The sequence below is a fragment of the Vibrio sp. 10N.261.51.C6 genome (assembly GCF_041471785.1).
Classification (GTDB): domain Bacteria; phylum Pseudomonadota; class Gammaproteobacteria; order Enterobacterales; family Vibrionaceae; genus Vibrio; species Vibrio crassostreae_C.
In genome coordinates this window covers 22,963-38,464 of record NZ_JBFRPB010000055.1, presented here as the reverse complement: position 1 = coordinate 38,464, position 15,502 = coordinate 22,963, and the positions used below count along the sequence as shown (strand labels likewise).

The following is a 15,502-nucleotide window of genomic DNA, read 5'->3' as shown; positions in this document are numbered from 1 at the left end:
TAAAAACATATTTGTGAGCTTTGCCTTTTGCGAAGCTCAAACAAGATTAAATGACTTGGTGTGAATACACATCAGTAGAATTGAAGGAATAACACAATGGCTAAACTCGATGCCTACTTTGGTGAATACGGTGGTCAATACGTACCGCAGATCCTAGTGCCAGCACTAGACCAACTTGAACAAGCATTTATCGATGCACAAGCCGATCCTGAGTTCCGCAGCGAATTCATGACGCTTCTTCAAGAGTACGCTGGTCGTCCAACGGCGCTAACGCTAGCACGCAACCTAACAAAAGGTACAAAAACCAAACTGTACCTAAAGCGTGAAGATCTACTTCACGGCGGTGCTCACAAGACAAACCAAGTTCTTGGTCAGGCATTGCTAGCAAAACGTATGGGTAAGCAGGAAATCATCGCTGAAACTGGGGCAGGCCAACACGGTGTGGCAACGGCTCTAGCGTGTGCTCTACTAGGTCTTAAGTGTCGTGTATACATGGGTGCAAAAGACGTTGAACGTCAAAGCCCGAACGTGTTCCGTATGAAGCTAATGGGCGCAGAGGTTATCCCTGTTCATTCTGGCTCTTCAACGCTAAAAGATGCGTGTAACGAAGCACTACGTGACTGGTCTGCAACTTATGAAGACGCGCATTACCTATTGGGTACTGCAGCGGGTCCTCACCCATTCCCAACGATTGTTCGTGATTTCCAACGCATGATTGGTGAAGAAACGAAGAACCAAATTCTAGCTCGTGAAGGTCGCCTTCCTGATGCGGTTATCGCTTGTGTCGGCGGTGGTTCGAACGCTATCGGTATGTTTGCGGATTTCATTGAAGAAGAAACTGTTCGCCTAATCGGTGTAGAGCCGGCTGGTAAAGGTATTGATACCGACCAACACGGCGCGCCGCTTAAGCACGGTAAAACCGGTATCTTCTTCGGCATGAAAGCGCCACTGATGCAAGATGAGAACGGCCAAGTAGAAGAGTCTTACTCTGTATCTGCGGGTCTAGACTTCCCATCAGTTGGTCCTCAACACGCGCACCTAAATGCTATTGGCCGTGCTGAATACGACAACGTGACCGACGACGAAGCGCTAGAAGCGTTCCAATTGATTGCACGTAAAGAAGGTATTATCGCAGCGCTAGAGTCATCTCATGCTTTGGCTCATGCTGTTAAAATGGCTCACGATGACCCAGAGAAAGAACAACTATTGGTAGTTAACTTATCTGGCCGTGGTGACAAAGACATTTTCTCTGTACACGACATTCTTAAAGAGAAAGGAGCATTATAATGGATCGCTATCAATCACTCTTCACTCGCTTAGCTGAAAAGAATCAGGGCGCATTCGTACCATTCGTAACAGTTGGCGATCCTAACCCTGAGCAATCGCTTAAGATCATGGAAACTTTGGTTGAAGCGGGGGCTGATGCGCTTGAACTTGGTATTCCATTCTCCGATCCGCTTGCAGATGGCCCGACAATCCAAGGCGCAAATATTCGCGCGTTAGATTCAAAAGTAACGCCAGATGTGTGTTTTGATCTTATTGGTCAAATTCGTGCTAAATACCCAGATCTGCCAATCGGCCTACTGATGTACGCAAACTTGGTGTACGCACGTGGTATCGAGAACTTCTACGAGCGTTGTGCGAATGCAGGTATCGATTCAGTATTGATTGCTGATGTACCAACCAACGAGAGTGGCGAGTTTGTTGCTGCAGCTAAGAAGTTTGGTATTCACCCAATCTTTATTGCTCCACCAACAGCAAGTGATGAGACGCTTCAATCGGTTTCTGAGCTAGGTGGTGGTTACACTTACCTACTTTCTCGTGCTGGCGTAACGGGTGCAGAAACCAAAGCAAACATGCCTGTGACAGCCCTACTTGACCGTTTGAACAAGTTTGATGCGCCACCAGCACTGCTTGGTTTCGGTATCTCGGCTCCTGAACAAGTGAAAGAAGCAATTGTAGCTGGCGCTGCTGGTGCTATCTCTGGCTCTGCGGTTGTGAAAATCATTGAAAACAACGTTGAACAACCAGAAGCAATGCTTAAAGCACTTGCTGAGTTTGTTGCGCCAATGAAAGCGGCAACGCAAAAATAATAAATAGGCTCCCACTAGTGCGATAATTTGCGCTGTGGGAGTTTTTCTCCGAGAACACGTCCAAACCCTCTCAATTGTTAAATTTCTGATAAAAACAACACCTCATACAAACCTGTAGCACACCTATAACACCCCACCAAAACATCACCACCATTTATAAAAATAATGACAAATCAAAAAGCAAACGTTTGCTTTAGTGTGAAAAATCATCAAATGACATTTGATTACTGCTTTTTGGTGTTCTTTCATCTCTGCTCATATTGATAAATGTAAAAGATACGTGTAAAACTTCTCGCGAAATATTAATCCAATGGTACATCGTACATTGGTGAGTAGTTCTGGGATTTTTATATTTAGTAGCACAGAGGTTATGGAAGTGTTAAAAGAAAAGAGTTTACTAAGCAACATCGGCGTTCAAGTCGTTATTGCAATGATCATCGGTACCCTAGTCGGTGCGATGATGGGTGACAGCGCAACTATGTTCGCTCCACTGGGTGCTATCTTCATCAATTTGATCAAGATGCTGGTTATCCCTCTAGTCGCGGTTGCCCTAATTTCAGGTGCTGCTGGTCTAGGCAACAGCTCATCAGCAGGTAAAGTGGGCGTGACCACTCTAGGTTACTTTGCACTAACGTCTGCACTTGCTGTAGCACTAGCGCTAGTAATGGGTGAAATATTCGAACCAGGTCGTGGTATCGATGTTTCTGGCGTTGAAGGCATGTTCTCTTCTGAATACGCTGCGAAAGGTGAACTTCCAACGTTCTGGGCAACCATCACAGGCATGATCCCGACCAACGTTTTCCAATCACTGAATGAAGCAAACATTCTGCAAATTCTAGTTTTCTGCTTATTCTTCGGTATTGCGATTTCTAAACAAGCGAAAGAGAAACGTGACCCTATCATCAATGGCGTAAACGCGATTGTTGACGCTATGGTTTGGATGATCAACAAGGTTATGATCATTGCACCACTTGGCGTATTCGGCCTAATGGCAGAAGCTGTGGGTACATTCGGCTTTGGCGCACTTATGGTTGTGTTCAAACTGTTCGTTGTCTACATCGCTGCGATTCTGATCTTCGGCTTTGTTGCTTACCCGCTAATGATTCAAATCTTCACTAAGACTTCTGCTAAGAAGTTCCTAGTGGCAATGAAGAAGCCTCAAGCGGTTGCACTATCAACAGCCTCTTCAATGGCGACACTGCCAGTAACAATGGAAACGGTAGAGAAAGAACTTGGCGTTCGTAACTCTACGGCTTCATTCGTTCTGCCTCTTGGTGCGACGATCAACATGTCTGGTAACGCAATTTACTACGGCCTAGTTGCTATCTTCTTCGCACAGCTGTTCAACATCGACCTATCTATGGGTGCTTACGTTGCTATCATCGTAACGTCTACGCTAGGCGCCGTTGGCCAAGCAGGTGTTCCTGGTCCTTCTTTCCTAGTGGTTGCAGTTCTTCTAGCGGCTGGTATCCCTATCGAAGGTCTACCTCTGTTGTTCGCTCTAGACCGTATCTTCGACATGATCCGTACTGCTCTGAACATCACTGGTGATGCAGCATGTGCAGTTATCGTTGACTCTCTAATCGAAGACGAAGCGAAAGAAGCTGAGCTACAAAAACAGCAAGCATAATATTAAGCTTCAGTTTTGATTGATAAAAAAACCGCCTTCATACAGGCGGTTTTTTATTAGGTAATGATCGATATTGATTCGGTAAACCTTACCCTTGTTAGGCTAATTGATTAATCCAAACGCACGAGGCAGAGCCAAACTAATTTCTGGAATAAAAGTAATAGCCAACAGTGTGACGATCAGTACGGCACAAAACGGCATGATACTTCTTATAACATTCTCAATCTTAGAGCCACTGACACTACAACCCACAAATAGCGCCGTGCCAACGGGTGGCGTTGCAATACCAATACATAAGTTGAAGATAATCATCATCGCAAAGTGAATTGGATGCATGCCTAAGTGCTCAGCAATCGGCATAAAGATAGGGGTAAAGATCAATACGGCTGGCGTAAGGTCCATAAACATACCCACAATCAGTAGAATCAGGTTCATCAGAATAAAGATGATAATTGGATTGTCTGAAATAGAGAGCATCCAATCACTGATCATGGTTGGTAGACCGGTAAACGCCATTGCCCATGACATAATGGTAGAAGCACCAATCAAGAACAGCATAATGCCAGTAACCTGAACCGTTTCTCTACAAATTATCGGAAAGTGTGCCCATTTGAGGGTTCGGTAACAGAGTGACAGTATAAAAGAGTATAGAACCGCTATACATGCCCCTTCAGTTGCAGTGAATATACCACCAATAATACCGCCAATAACAACAACAATAAGCCCTAAGCTTGGTGTTGCTTGCCAAACAATATTCAGCACATCTTTCGTTGTGAAGCCGTCATTCGCACTTGTTTTGTAGCCCTTCTTTTTAGCGATGAAATAGGCGACGACCATACAACTTAAGCCCATTAGAATACCTGGGACATACCCTGCGATAAACAACGCCGCAACGGATGTTCCACCCGATACCACTGAAAATACGATCAGTGAATTACTCGGCGGTATTAATAAGCCTGCTGGGCAGGATGCAACGTTTACTGCTGTTGCTAAGTTTTTATCATAACCATCTTTTTCTAATTCTGGGCCTAAGGTTTTACCAACCGCAGCCGCTGCTGCAACGGCTGATCCTGAAACGGCGCCAAACATCATATTGGCGAAGATGTTGACGTGAAAAAGTGAGCCCGGGATCCAGCCAACCAAGAGCTTTGCAAGGTTGATGAGTCGACTCGCGATGCCACCTACATTCATTATATTCCCCGCGAGGATAAAGAAAGGGATGGCTAATAAACTGAAACTATCAATACCGGTAATGATTTTTTGACCGGCAGTAATACTGGCGACTTCAAACGGTAAGATGAAATACATGATGGTTAAAGATGACATGGCAATTGCAATCGCAATCGGCATGCTTATCGCGATCATGAATAAGAATAGGCCTAGCAGCCAAACACCAATGGACAAATCCATAATATAGAATCCTTTTAAAACTTACTTTTTGTTGGGTTCACAAAAAAGATCAAACGTATTCATGACCAAATAGATGAGGATAATAACGGCTGAAATCGGCAAGATTGAATACACTGTCGACATCGGTAATTGCAGTGCTGGAGAGAGTTGTTGTGTGGTTCTTCCCATTAAGGCGATGCCACCTTGAAGCATTGCCAGAAATACAAATGCGCCAGAAATGATATTGATGAGTAGATGTAATGCTATGTGCGCTTTACCCTTAAGATAACCATCCAATAACGTTATAGCTAAATGCCCTTTGATACCGAATAAGTAGCTTGCTCCTAATAATCCAAGCCATACCATCGCATAACGAGCAAGTTCATCAGTCCAGTTACTTGGGTCATTCAAAACATAGCGACTAAAAACCTGCCAAGTGACAGTAACGACAAGTAACATTAATGCAAAAGAAGAGACAAAAAGAATCAACCTATCAAGTAGGTTTCTGAAAGTTGCTAACATGGTGTGATACCTCAAAAAATTTTGCCTTAGCAAAGCCAAGGCAAAATTATATTTTCACTAAGACTGATTACAGAACTTCAATTTTTTCAATGAATGAAGCTAATTTAGGGTCTTTTTTGGCTTCATCAATCATAGGTTTAACAGCGGCACGGAACGGGGCTTTATCAACATCAACAAACGTTACGCCTGCTTTCATTCCTTTCTCTTTGTTCATTTCATCTGTTGCGTCCCAGATTTTGATCTGCTCTTCAAGAGACTCAGCTGCAGCTTCTTTTAAGATTTTTTGCTCTTCTGCCGTTAATGAACCCCATTTGTATTCTGAAATGATGATCACGTCAGGTGTCATCATGTGCTGGTCCATAGAGTAAAATTTGGCAACTTCGCTGTGTTTCATTTCAACTAAGCTAGAAATATTATTTTCAGCACCGTCAATTACACCTTGTTGCAGAGCCGTGTATACCTCATTGAAAGGTACAGGCGTTGCTTTACCACCAAGTAAGTTAACCATTTCCATCATGGTTGGAGAACCAGGAACTCGAACTTTCATGCCAGCTAGATCTGCTGGTGAGTTGATGGCTTTCTTAGCGTAGAAGCTACGTGTGCCTGAATCATAGAATGTAAGACCGATGAAACCTTTACCTTCGCTTGAAAGCAGCATCTCTTGTGCAGCTTCACTTCGCATGAAGGTTCTCATATGTGGAACGTCACGGAATAAGAAAGGCAGTGCATTAACCTTAAACGTTGGTTCAAAAGATTCGGCTAACCCACCATTGATTTTGGCCATATCAATCGCGCCAGTAACAACTTGCTCCGCTTGGTCACGTTCAGAGCCTAATTGACCGTTTGGAAAGATCTTAATCGTAAGTTCACCATTCGATTTTTCTTTAACTTTATCAGCCATGATCACCATGCCTTGGTGAGCTGCGCTTTCTAATGACATTGCATGCCCTAACGTCAAAGTTTTTGCTTGAGCGCCAAATGCCATAAGAATTGAAGCCGCTGCAATCGTCAGTAGGTGTTTTTTCATGTTCTTCTCCAGAATCCATTTTGTAAGAGGTACAGTTTTTATATGCAACGCTATAGCTAAGTTTGAAATCTAACGTTCAATTGTACATCGCTCATAGCAGTAACGTTTCATTACAATATTCTTACCCTATGAATTTTGTATTACAATACTATATGTATATTTTGTGAACTAAGGTTTATCTATTGGCCTGAGAACCTAATTGATTGTGATACCAATCATATTTGGGACTAATTAGACCATTAATCAGTTCTACTTTGGATTTTTTTGTAATTTCGATTACTTTCAACTGCTTTAAGAACAATCTCTTAGTAAAAGAGTATCGATCTATTTATGTTATTTTAAGACATTAAATTCAGTTATGGAGCACGACAAAGAAGGTCTCCTCGATCGAAAACGCGAGTCGTGAACAGTGCTTTGTGAGGTGATGAAGGCAAGGTTTTCGGTTGGATTTAGGTAACAAGAATAGATAAAGGCAATATAGAGAAGCTTGAGAGGATGAATTGTTTGTAACAAAAATCCGAGAGCCTTACAGCCCTCGGATTTTTGTTTTTGGTGTTCTAATTTTTAGGCGTTAAACGAATTACAAATCAGCGCCATAGATATCAAACGTGAAGTACTTAGCGGCGATCTTGTCGTAAGTACCGTTTGCTCTGATCTCTTCAATCGCAGCATTGAATTGTTTCGCCAATTTTGAATCCTGCTTTCTTAATGCTAACGCCGTACCCTCACCGATGTAGGCTTTGTCGGTAACGGCTTTGCCTTTGAACTCAAAACCCTCGCCTTCTTTCTTATCTAAGAAAGCCAATGACAGTTGATCTGAGTTGCCGAAGGTTAGATCTAAGCGACCGTTTTGCAGATCCAGATACACTTCATCTTGCCCTGTGTAACGCTTAATGTTGGCAACACTACCAAACTTGTCGGTTACGTAGCGATCGTGAATCGTACCTTGCTGAACACCGATGGTTTTACCCGCTAAGCCTGCCTCATCAACGCTGAATTCTGCGCTTTTAGCAGCAACAAATACGGCTGGTGTTTGGTAGTACTTGTCAGTAAATAAGATTTTACGCTTACGCTCTTCGGTAATGCGCATCGAAGCCATGATCACATCCGACTTTCTTGCCAACAAACTTGGAATTAGCGAATCCCAGCTTTGTGAAACCCAAGTACAATCGAGTTTAGCTTGCTCACACAAAGCATCAGCTATCTCAATATCAAACCCGACAGGCACACCGTCGCTGTTTTTATAGTTGAATGGCGGATACGTAAAGTCCGACGCCAAACGGATTTCTTTCGCCTGTACCGTTGTACCAAGTAAAGCGACCGCACAAGCGAGTCCTAGTATTATCTTTTTCATCATTGCCATCCTAGATATGATCTTTATCGAGTTGAGATTGAGTCTCTTTATGTTGAGCTTGTTGAATGTGTTTGCCTTGTTGACTCTGTTCTAATTCGGTTTGGTAACGTGTTAGTGACGTTATCACTTCTAGCATGCTCTCTTGGCTACCAATACTGATTCGAACACAGTTACGCAAAGCCGGTTCATGGTTTTGGTTCCTTGTCACAATGCCGTCCTTCGCCAAGACACTGAACACTTGATGCCCGGCTTTTTGACGCAGCAAAATGAAGTTTGTCGATGAAGGGTAAACAGACTCGATGAAATCAAACTGCGTTAACTCACAAGCAAACCAGTTACGCAGCTCAACCAGATTCTGCGTCGCATCTTGCATCACTGAGACTCGTTCATCAGACAACGCGTCTAATACAATTTGAGATGAGCAATCTGGCATCGGATAAGGTGGAATCAGCTTCGCGACATACTGCATCACATTTTGACTCGCTAAGATAAAACCACAACGAACTGCAGCCAGTCCAAATGCCTTAGACAAAGTGCGAATCACAACCAAGTGCGGATAACGCTCAATAAGGCTAACGGCTGACGTTTGTGGTTCAAATTCGATATACGCTTCATCGACGACCACTAGAGATTTTCCAGTCGTGCCTTCCAGTACCTGAATCAAATCCGATTTAGGAATCACATTGCCCGTTGGATTGTTTGGTGAGCAAAGAAACACGATATTCGCCAGTTTTGCCTTATTCACAATATCAGCGACGTTCAGGCTGAAATCTTCCTGCAATCGAGAGTCCAAGGTATTGATCGCCAATGCATCAGCGCAAAACTCATACATCGCATACGTTGGAGAGCAGATAAGTATGTTGTCGCACGCCGGTTTACAGAATGTTCTGATCAGCAAATCAATCGCTTCATCTGCACCACGAACAGCCACAGTCGCGGCATCGGTACTACAGTAATCTTGATAAGCCTTAGCAATATCTTGTGGTAAGAAGTCTGGGTATCGGTTGTGACTTGCTTCTCCTTGAAACAGCGAGCTTTCCAATTCATTGGCGTTTAGCCAGACACGTCCATCACCACCAATTCTTCTTGCCGATTGATAAGGTATTAATTTTTTTACAGCCTGAGGCACTAAGCTATCAATAAAAGATGTCAAGAAGCTATCCCTTTCACAAAATCACAATGTCTTCATCATTGCCTTCATATTCAAAAAATGTGACTTATACACATATTGAATCACAAATGATGATTAAGTATTTACATTCAAACAAAACACTATTGATAAATGAATCGAAATAATCACATAATAGCCATGATAAAAAGTCATAGGTAAAGATATGAATCGCACACTTCCTTCAACCAAAACCTTGCTCGCGTTTTTGTCTACGGCAAGGCACCTCAACTTTACACGCGCGGCACATGAGCTCAATGTTACGCAAGGTGCAGTGAGTCGTCAGGTATTGTCGTTTGAAGAAAGCCTTTGCTGTGATCTCTTCTATCGCCATGCTCGCGGATTGTCTTTAACGCCGAAAGGAGAAGAACTGGTTCCCCTGATACAAGGAACTATTCATCAGCTGCAATCGGCTCTAAATCAAGTGGCTAGCTCTCCGTCTAAGATCAAACTCAACGCACCGAGCTGTATTACCTCTTGGCTACTACCTAAGTTGATGTCTTTTCAGCAAGCCTATCCTGAAATTGATGTCGAACTAACGTCGACCATCAAGCACGTCTTCGAACCAAGCTTTGATCCGTTTGACGCCGTAATTACCTATGGTAAGAAGCCAAACCAACAATCGATTATCAGCCAATTATTGTTTAACGAGCAGCTAGCGCCCGTTTGCCAAGCACAAAGCATTACACAGAGCCATCTTGTCGACGACGCATCGACCATCATCAAGCCACACAAGCTCGCTCAATACACTTGGTTACACGCTAACAATGAGCAAAGTGATTGGCGACTTTGGTTAGAGCACATAGGCAGTCATGACCTTTCAAGTAAGAACAACCAACAATTCGCGACACTTGATCAAGCGATGAACGCAGCCATTCAAGGGTTTGGCATTGCTATAGGCGACATCACGCTAGCAAAACAAGATATTGATTTGGGCAGGTTGGTGAAAGTGAGTGAAGGCAGTGTCTTTTCTGGAAATGGTTACTTTTTGCTGCAGCCTAAGAATCGACAAAATCCATCTTTATCTACGCTGGTTGATTGGCTTGTCGATTAGCGGCAATCACCGTAGATAGAAGCACACTATAAACGGCAGTAGAGCGTCATAATGAGAATTTCATCGTTCTCAAAATGAAACTATTTTATGTCTGTTACGTATTGGTTGTCAGAGAATAGAACGTACCTCGCCTTAACTATTTGAAAAGAAGTTCAATTCTATCTGGTAGGGAAAATGTTCCGTTCAACTAGAGAAAATGGCATTCGAATTGCTTTGTCATAGATAACCCAACCAATATACAGCAGGTTGCAACAGTTTCACTGCAGCTTGTCACGGAGGATAGGCTATGACCTTACAAAGACATACGTATTACGGCTTGATTCACCATGGAATTAAAACCTTATTAATGGACAGAATTGGCCACTTCACAGAGCGTGAATATCACGAGTATCTCGACCTAACGACCGGTAAATCGACATGTTTTGCCATGAGTGAGCAAGAGCTCGAAAACACCTTAGACAGCTTAAAGAGCGAAGGTTACCTTGAAGATATCAAAAAGCTGATACCTCGCTATCAAACCTCGTCAATGCGATAACCTGCTTCAACTCTTTAAACACGATGAGTGGTTAGATTGAATTAATTGGCACCCAATTGTCTCGAGCTATTTAGCATCGAGACAGTTTTCGTTAGACTGTAAGCAACTCAACTAACTGGATAGTCAGTGTCTCATGAAACAAATTCTTGATTTCATTCCTCTCATTATTTTCTTTGCGCTTTATAAGATGTACGACATCTATACCGCGACCGGCGCTTTGATCGTTGCCTCTGCAGTTCAAATTATTTTGACTTATTTCATCTACAAGAAAGTCGAAAAAATGCAGGTCATCACCTTTCTAATGGTTGCCGTATTTGGTGGCATGACCATCTTCTTGCACGACGACAACTTCATTAAATGGAAAGTCACCATCGTTTACGCACTGTTTGCGATTGGCCTGACGGTCAGTCACATCATGGGCAAATCAGCGATTAAAGGTATGTTAGGCAAAGAGATCACACTGCCTGATTCGGTATGGGGCAAGATCAACTGGGCATGGACGCTGTTCTTTACCCTATGTGCCGTTCTCAACGTTTACGTTGCTTTCAGCCTACCGTTGGATGTTTGGGTCAACTTCAAAGTGTTTGGTCTACTCATCGCGACCTTGCTCTTCACCTTGCTCACTGGTGTTTATATCTATAAGCATCTACCAAAAGACCAGCAGAAAGAGTTAACGGATAAAAATACCGACGAGAAATAGCCCTTAGGGATGAGTCCTCATACCCTATTTGATACAATTATTATCAATATGCGATTGGCCAATGATACTCGTGATCATTGGCCGCTGATTATTTGTGTTCGGTGAAGACGTTAAAAATTAGACCACCACGAGTCTCGTAAACACATCTATTTTTATATAAAACAATCAATACCATTAAGAGTACGACAATGACTATTCAATCAACTTTGAACCCGATTGGTTCTTTACTTCTTCGCACATTAGCGATGCCTTCTGATACAAATGCAGCAGGCCAGATTTTCGGTGGTTGGATAATGTCTCAGCTTGACCTTGCTGGCGGCATACTGGCGAAGGAGATCTCTAACGGCAAGATTGTCACTGTTTCAGTATCGAGTATTGAGTTCAAACAGCCGGTTTCAGTGGGTGATGTTGTGTGTGTTTATGGTGACTGCACCAAGATTGGCCGTAGCTCGATGAATATCGACCTAGAAGTATGGGTTAAGCCTGTACTTGATCACGGCATCGGCGACCGATATAAGGTTTGTGGAGCAACGTTCAACTACGTTGCTGTCGATGAGGGTGGTAAGCCTCGCCCGATCAATAAATAGTACTTTTCACCAAGCTGCTAATGTAGACGGTCTTTAGTTTCAACGAATGAAATCGCTAAAGACCATACTTCTCTCTCGCACCATTTCACAATTTCTTATCATTAGCTCTTCCAATACCAATTAGTTCGCGTAAATTAGCAAGATAGCGAATTTAAACGCCCCCAATTCAGTGAAGTAAAATAAGGATATACCAATATGTGGTACGTGATTTTTTCTCAAGACGTCGAAAATTCATTAGAAAAGCGCCTAAGTGTTCGCCCACAACATCTAGAACGCCTGCAAACACTTCACGATGAAGGCCGACTTTTGACTGCTGGCCCAATGCCTGCGATTGATTCAGACAACCCTGGTGAAGCCGGCTTCACTGGCTCTACTGTAATTGCTGAGTTTAATTCTTTAGAGGACGCACAGGTATGGGCAGACGCAGATCCGTACATTGAGGCAGGTGTCTACCAAAATGTCATTGTAAAACCATTCAAGAAAGTATTTTAACGTGAAAAAATGGATTATTGGCTCACTGGCTTTAGCTCTGCTTGCAGGCTGTGCTTCAAGTGAGCAAGACGAACAAAGACAGCTAGAGATGATGGCGCAGCACCGAGCTGGCGTTTTATCTGCAGGCCTGCCGATTGAGTATGGTCCACTGTCGGTCATGCGCGTGCTAGCAAAAAACACGGTTATCGAAATCATGATGATCTACAACCAAGATGCAAAAGGTGCTAAGCCTTTAAACCAAGTTGTAGACATGAGTGTGAATAGCTACTGCACCAACTCTGAAGTGAGAGCAAACCTTGATATGGGCTTGGCTTACAACATCAAGATTCGCAACACTCGCGGACAACTGATGGTTGAGAAGTTGATCAGCAAAGAGACGTGTCAGAGCAGCAGCTAGATTCTAGCTCGAGATTCGAACAAGTATAAAACCAGAAGGCCTCGCAAATGCGAGGCCTTTGTTTTATGAAGCAATCAAAATCCTAAGCTGAATTATGCCTCGGTTGATCCCCACTCTTTACGCAGTGCTTTAGTTGCCGACACAAGGTTTGTCAGTGCGGCTTCTGTTTCTGCCCAGTTACGAGTCTTTAATCCACAATCTGGGTTCGCCCACAAACGTTCTGCTGGGATTCTTTCTGCCGCTTTCTTAAGTAAATCCACAATCCACTCCTCTGAAGGAATGTTTGGCGAGTGAATATCGTAAACACCCGGGCCTATCGCATTCGGATAGTTAAACTCTTCAAACGCTTTCAATAGTTCCATATTTGAACGAGAGGTTTCAATGGTAATCACATCGGCGTCTAATGCGGCCACTGAATCAATGATTTCGTTGAACTCGCTGTAGCACATGTGAGTATGAATTTGCGTCTCTGGTTTAGCACTCGCGGCCGAGATCTTAAAGGCATCGACCGCCCACTCTAGGTATTCTGCGTGGTCGCGCTTTTTCAATGGCAGACCTTCACGAATCGCTGGTTCATCGATTTGGATAATGTTGATGCCCGCGTCTTGCAAATCAGACACTTCATCTCGCAGCGCAAATGCCAATTGATTAGTGATCTCTTTGCGTGAAATGTCTTCACGTGGGAATGTCCAACATAAGATAGTGACTGGGCCTGTCAGCATCCCTTTCATCTGCTTCGAGGTCAGAGATTGGGCATAGGTCGACCATTCTACGGTCATCGGCTTCTCACGCTCTATATCCGCGACCACAATCGCCGGCTTCACGCAGCGTGAGCCATAGCTTTGTACCCAACCAAACTTAGTGGTTTGAAAGCCTGCTAGGTTTTCTACAAAGTACTCCACCATGTCGTTACGTTCAGCTTCGCCATGAACAAGCACATCCAAATCCAGTGCTTCTTGACGTTTAACGGCATCCGCAATATGGCCTTTCAATGCAGTGTTATATTCAGCTTCACTCAGTTTGCCAGTGCGGTAAGCGCTACGTTGAACACGGATCTCGCCTGTCTGTGGGAATGAACCAATGGTTGTGGTTGGTAACAGCGGTAAGCCTAACACCTCAGACTGGTGCGCGGCACGTTCTGCGTATGGAGCAGTGCGCTCTGCTAGCGCTTTAGTTATCGTGTTAATACGAGCTTGAACTTGCGGCTTATTCACATGAGTTGCACTCTTGCGTGCAACAATCGGGTGGCTATACGTCTCACACGCTAAAATGGCATTTTGGTCTCCGTCTAACGCCGCACCCAATAAGCTCACCTCAGTGACTTTCTGTTTTGCAAAGGCAAACCAACTCTTCACTTCTTCGCTAAGCGTCTCTTCTAACTCAAGGTCAACCGGGCTATGCAGCAGTGAACATGAACTTGCGACCCATAGTTTATCGCCTAGCTTGTCTTTCACAGGTTGCAGCAACTCAAGCTGCGCGGCTAAGTCAGCTCGCCAAACATTGCGTCCGTTGATCACACCAGCAGACAACACCCACTCCGCCGGTAATTGACTAACGACTTCATCAAGCTGCTGTGGCGCTGCAGCTAGATCGATATGCAGCCCGTTAACCGGTAGTTTGACGATTTTGTCTAAGGTATCTGTCACCGAATCGAAGTACGTGGTTAATAGCAGTTTCACTTCCCCTTGAATAACTTGGTATGCCAATTTAAATGAATCAGCCCATTGTTTTTCAAGCTCGAGGGCAAGAATTGGCTCATCAATTTGAACCCACTCAACCCCCAACTTGGCCAGTTTTGCCAGAATCGCTTGGTAAGCGGTAAGCAAGCGTGGAAGCAAAGTTAAACGGTCAAAGCCCTCTTCTACTTCCTTGCCGAGATATAAATAAGATAATGGACCTAGAAGAACTGGCTTCACCTTATGCCCCGCTTTAATCGCTTCACTCACTTCGTCAAACAGTTGTGGCCAACTCACTTCAAAGGTGTCGTCTTTACTGAACTCAGGAACAATGTAGTGATAGTTAGTGTTGAACCACTTCGTCATATCTGATGCTGCTGCACCATCTTTAGCGCTTTCAGAGCCGTGCTTAGCGCCACAACAAGTTGGCTGCCTTTGAGATTGTATTTGAGTTTGAGATTGACCGCGACCAACGCGGAACAAGGTATCTAAATCTGGGAAGGCTTTTTCACCTTCTGATCCACCAGCGTGACGCTCAGGTACATGACCTAGAAGTAACGTCGTTGTTAGAACATGGTCGTACCATGCGAAGTCACCCGCAGTTGCAAAGCTTAGATTCGCCTTAGCTTGTACATTCCAGTTACGATTTCTTAGTTCGCTACCGAGTTGCTTTAAATCTGATTGGTTAATCTCACCGCGCCAGTATTTTTCTAAAGTGAATTTGAGTTCGCGTTTTTCGCCGATACGAGGGTAGCCTAAAATATGCGTTGTCGTAGTCATGAACCTGTTCCTTATTCAATAATTTTTAGTGTTCGATCAAACTGCCTAGCTTATGGTTTAAGTTCTTTACAAGGCGTCTAGATGGCTAAACTATCTCC

15 protein-coding genes are annotated in these 15,502 nt (G+C 43.8%); 9 read left to right on the top strand and 6 right to left on the bottom strand.

Annotated features, from left to right (window positions below; genetic code table 11):
- The first annotated feature begins 96 nt into the window (after nucleotides 1-96).
- From trpB to AB4375_RS14990, 3 genes are all read left to right on the top strand, one after another.
- The gene (gene trpB, locus AB4375_RS15000) at nucleotides 97-1,287 is read left to right on the top strand and encodes a tryptophan synthase subunit beta (RefSeq protein WP_017063541.1); all 1,191 of its coding nucleotides are present in this window, start codon (nucleotides 97-99) and stop codon (nucleotides 1,285-1,287) included.
- Nucleotides 1,287-2,093 (top strand): tryptophan synthase subunit alpha, encoded by an 807-nt coding sequence (gene trpA / locus AB4375_RS14995; RefSeq protein WP_372051894.1) that lies wholly within the window; start codon nucleotides 1,287-1,289, stop codon nucleotides 2,091-2,093. The genes trpB and trpA overlap by 1 nt, the downstream gene beginning before the upstream one ends.
- A 310-nt stretch (nucleotides 2,094-2,403) precedes the next feature.
- Nucleotides 2,404-3,723, top strand: a complete 1,320-nt coding sequence (locus AB4375_RS14990; protein WP_321163247.1) for a dicarboxylate/amino acid:cation symporter — start codon at nucleotides 2,404-2,406, stop codon at nucleotides 3,721-3,723.
- 102 nt (nucleotides 3,724-3,825) lie between these two features.
- On the opposite strand, the gene AB4375_RS14985 is transcribed toward AB4375_RS14990, so the two are convergent.
- The 5 genes from AB4375_RS14985 to hisC all read right to left on the bottom strand — a co-directional run bounded on the left by AB4375_RS14985 (nucleotide 3,826) and on the right by hisC (nucleotide 9,168).
- Nucleotides 3,826-5,133: a TRAP transporter large permease gene (locus AB4375_RS14985; RefSeq protein ID WP_010438025.1), complete on the bottom strand. Its 1,308-nt coding sequence runs from the start codon at nucleotides 5,131-5,133 to the stop codon at nucleotides 3,826-3,828.
- Between the two features lie 21 nt (nucleotides 5,134-5,154).
- Nucleotides 5,155-5,634, bottom strand: a complete 480-nt coding sequence (locus AB4375_RS14980) for a TRAP transporter small permease (protein WP_017061503.1) — start codon at nucleotides 5,632-5,634, stop codon at nucleotides 5,155-5,157.
- 67 nt (nucleotides 5,635-5,701) lie between these two features.
- Nucleotides 5,702-6,661: a TRAP transporter substrate-binding protein gene (locus AB4375_RS14975; RefSeq protein WP_102320474.1), complete on the bottom strand. Its 960-nt coding sequence runs from the start codon at nucleotides 6,659-6,661 to the stop codon at nucleotides 5,702-5,704.
- Between the two features lie 580 nt (nucleotides 6,662-7,241).
- Nucleotides 7,242-8,015, bottom strand: coding sequence for an ABC transporter substrate-binding protein (locus AB4375_RS14970; protein WP_102393430.1), 774 nt, complete (start codon nucleotides 8,013-8,015; stop codon nucleotides 7,242-7,244).
- Between the two features lie 10 nt (nucleotides 8,016-8,025).
- Nucleotides 8,026-9,168: a histidinol-phosphate transaminase gene (gene hisC / locus AB4375_RS14965; RefSeq protein ID WP_372051893.1), complete on the bottom strand. Its 1,143-nt coding sequence runs from the start codon at nucleotides 9,166-9,168 to the stop codon at nucleotides 8,026-8,028.
- Between the two features lie 181 nt (nucleotides 9,169-9,349).
- On the opposite strand from hisC, the gene AB4375_RS14960 reads away from it, so the two are divergent.
- From AB4375_RS14960 to AB4375_RS14935, 6 genes are all read left to right on the top strand, one after another.
- Nucleotides 9,350-10,237: a LysR substrate-binding domain-containing protein gene (locus AB4375_RS14960; protein WP_372051891.1), complete on the top strand. Its 888-nt coding sequence runs from the start codon at nucleotides 9,350-9,352 to the stop codon at nucleotides 10,235-10,237.
- Between the two features lie 286 nt (nucleotides 10,238-10,523).
- Complete coding sequence (locus AB4375_RS14955; protein ID WP_017069991.1) at nucleotides 10,524-10,772, top strand: hypothetical protein; 249 nt, start codon at nucleotides 10,524-10,526, stop codon at nucleotides 10,770-10,772.
- Nucleotides 10,773-10,905: 133 nt separating this feature from the next.
- On the top strand, nucleotides 10,906-11,472 hold the full coding sequence (locus AB4375_RS14950) for a septation protein A (protein WP_017061509.1): 567 nt from the start codon (nucleotides 10,906-10,908) through the stop codon (nucleotides 11,470-11,472).
- A 188-nt stretch (nucleotides 11,473-11,660) separates the two neighbouring features.
- A complete protein-coding gene (gene yciA, locus AB4375_RS14945; RefSeq protein WP_010438001.1) occupies nucleotides 11,661-12,059 on the top strand; it encodes an acyl-CoA thioester hydrolase YciA in 399 nt (132 codons plus the stop codon).
- A gap of 195 nt (nucleotides 12,060-12,254) precedes the next feature.
- Nucleotides 12,255-12,551 carry a YciI family protein gene (locus tag AB4375_RS14940; protein WP_010437999.1) on the top strand — a complete coding sequence of 99 codons (297 nt, stop codon included), beginning with the start codon at nucleotides 12,255-12,257 and terminating at the stop codon, nucleotides 12,549-12,551.
- 1 nt (nucleotide 12,552) lies between these two features.
- On the top strand, nucleotides 12,553-12,948 hold the full coding sequence (locus AB4375_RS14935; RefSeq protein ID WP_017062026.1) for a GspS/AspS pilotin family protein: 396 nt from the start codon (nucleotides 12,553-12,555) through the stop codon (nucleotides 12,946-12,948).
- Nucleotides 12,949-13,040: 92 nt separating this feature from the next.
- Here the strand turns inward: AB4375_RS14935 and metE are convergent, their stop codons facing one another.
- Nucleotides 13,041-15,404 carry a 5-methyltetrahydropteroyltriglutamate--homocysteine S-methyltransferase gene (gene metE, locus AB4375_RS14930; RefSeq protein ID WP_372051890.1) on the bottom strand — a complete coding sequence of 788 codons (2,364 nt, stop codon included), beginning with the start codon at nucleotides 15,402-15,404 and terminating at the stop codon, nucleotides 13,041-13,043.
- Nucleotides 15,405-15,502: the final 98 nt, after the last annotated feature.

Coding starts and splice junctions, on each gene's coding strand:
- trpB (WP_017063541.1), top strand. CDS start 97: ATGGCTAAACTCGATGCCTACTTTGGTGAATACGGTGGTCAATACGTA.
- trpA (WP_372051894.1), top strand. CDS start 1,287: ATGGATCGCTATCAATCACTCTTCACTCGCTTAGCTGAAAAGAATCAG.
- AB4375_RS14990 (WP_321163247.1), top strand. CDS start 2,404: ATGGTACATCGTACATTGGTGAGTAGTTCTGGGATTTTTATATTTAGT.
- AB4375_RS14985 (WP_010438025.1), bottom strand. CDS start 5,133: ATGGATTTGTCCATTGGTGTTTGGCTGCTAGGCCTATTCTTATTCATG.
- AB4375_RS14980 (WP_017061503.1), bottom strand. CDS start 5,634: ATGTTAGCAACTTTCAGAAACCTACTTGATAGGTTGATTCTTTTTGTC.
- AB4375_RS14975 (WP_102320474.1), bottom strand. CDS start 6,661: ATGAAAAAACACCTACTGACGATTGCAGCGGCTTCAATTCTTATGGCA.
- AB4375_RS14970 (WP_102393430.1), bottom strand. CDS start 8,015: ATGAAAAAGATAATACTAGGACTCGCTTGTGCGGTCGCTTTACTTGGT.
- AB4375_RS14960 (WP_372051891.1), top strand. CDS start 9,350: ATGAATCGCACACTTCCTTCAACCAAAACCTTGCTCGCGTTTTTGTCT.
- AB4375_RS14955 (WP_017069991.1), top strand. CDS start 10,524: ATGACCTTACAAAGACATACGTATTACGGCTTGATTCACCATGGAATT.
- AB4375_RS14950 (WP_017061509.1), top strand. CDS start 10,906: ATGAAACAAATTCTTGATTTCATTCCTCTCATTATTTTCTTTGCGCTT.
- yciA (WP_010438001.1), top strand. CDS start 11,661: ATGACTATTCAATCAACTTTGAACCCGATTGGTTCTTTACTTCTTCGC.
- AB4375_RS14940 (WP_010437999.1), top strand. CDS start 12,255: ATGTGGTACGTGATTTTTTCTCAAGACGTCGAAAATTCATTAGAAAAG.
- metE (WP_372051890.1), bottom strand. CDS start 15,404: ATGACTACGACAACGCATATTTTAGGCTACCCTCGTATCGGCGAAAAA.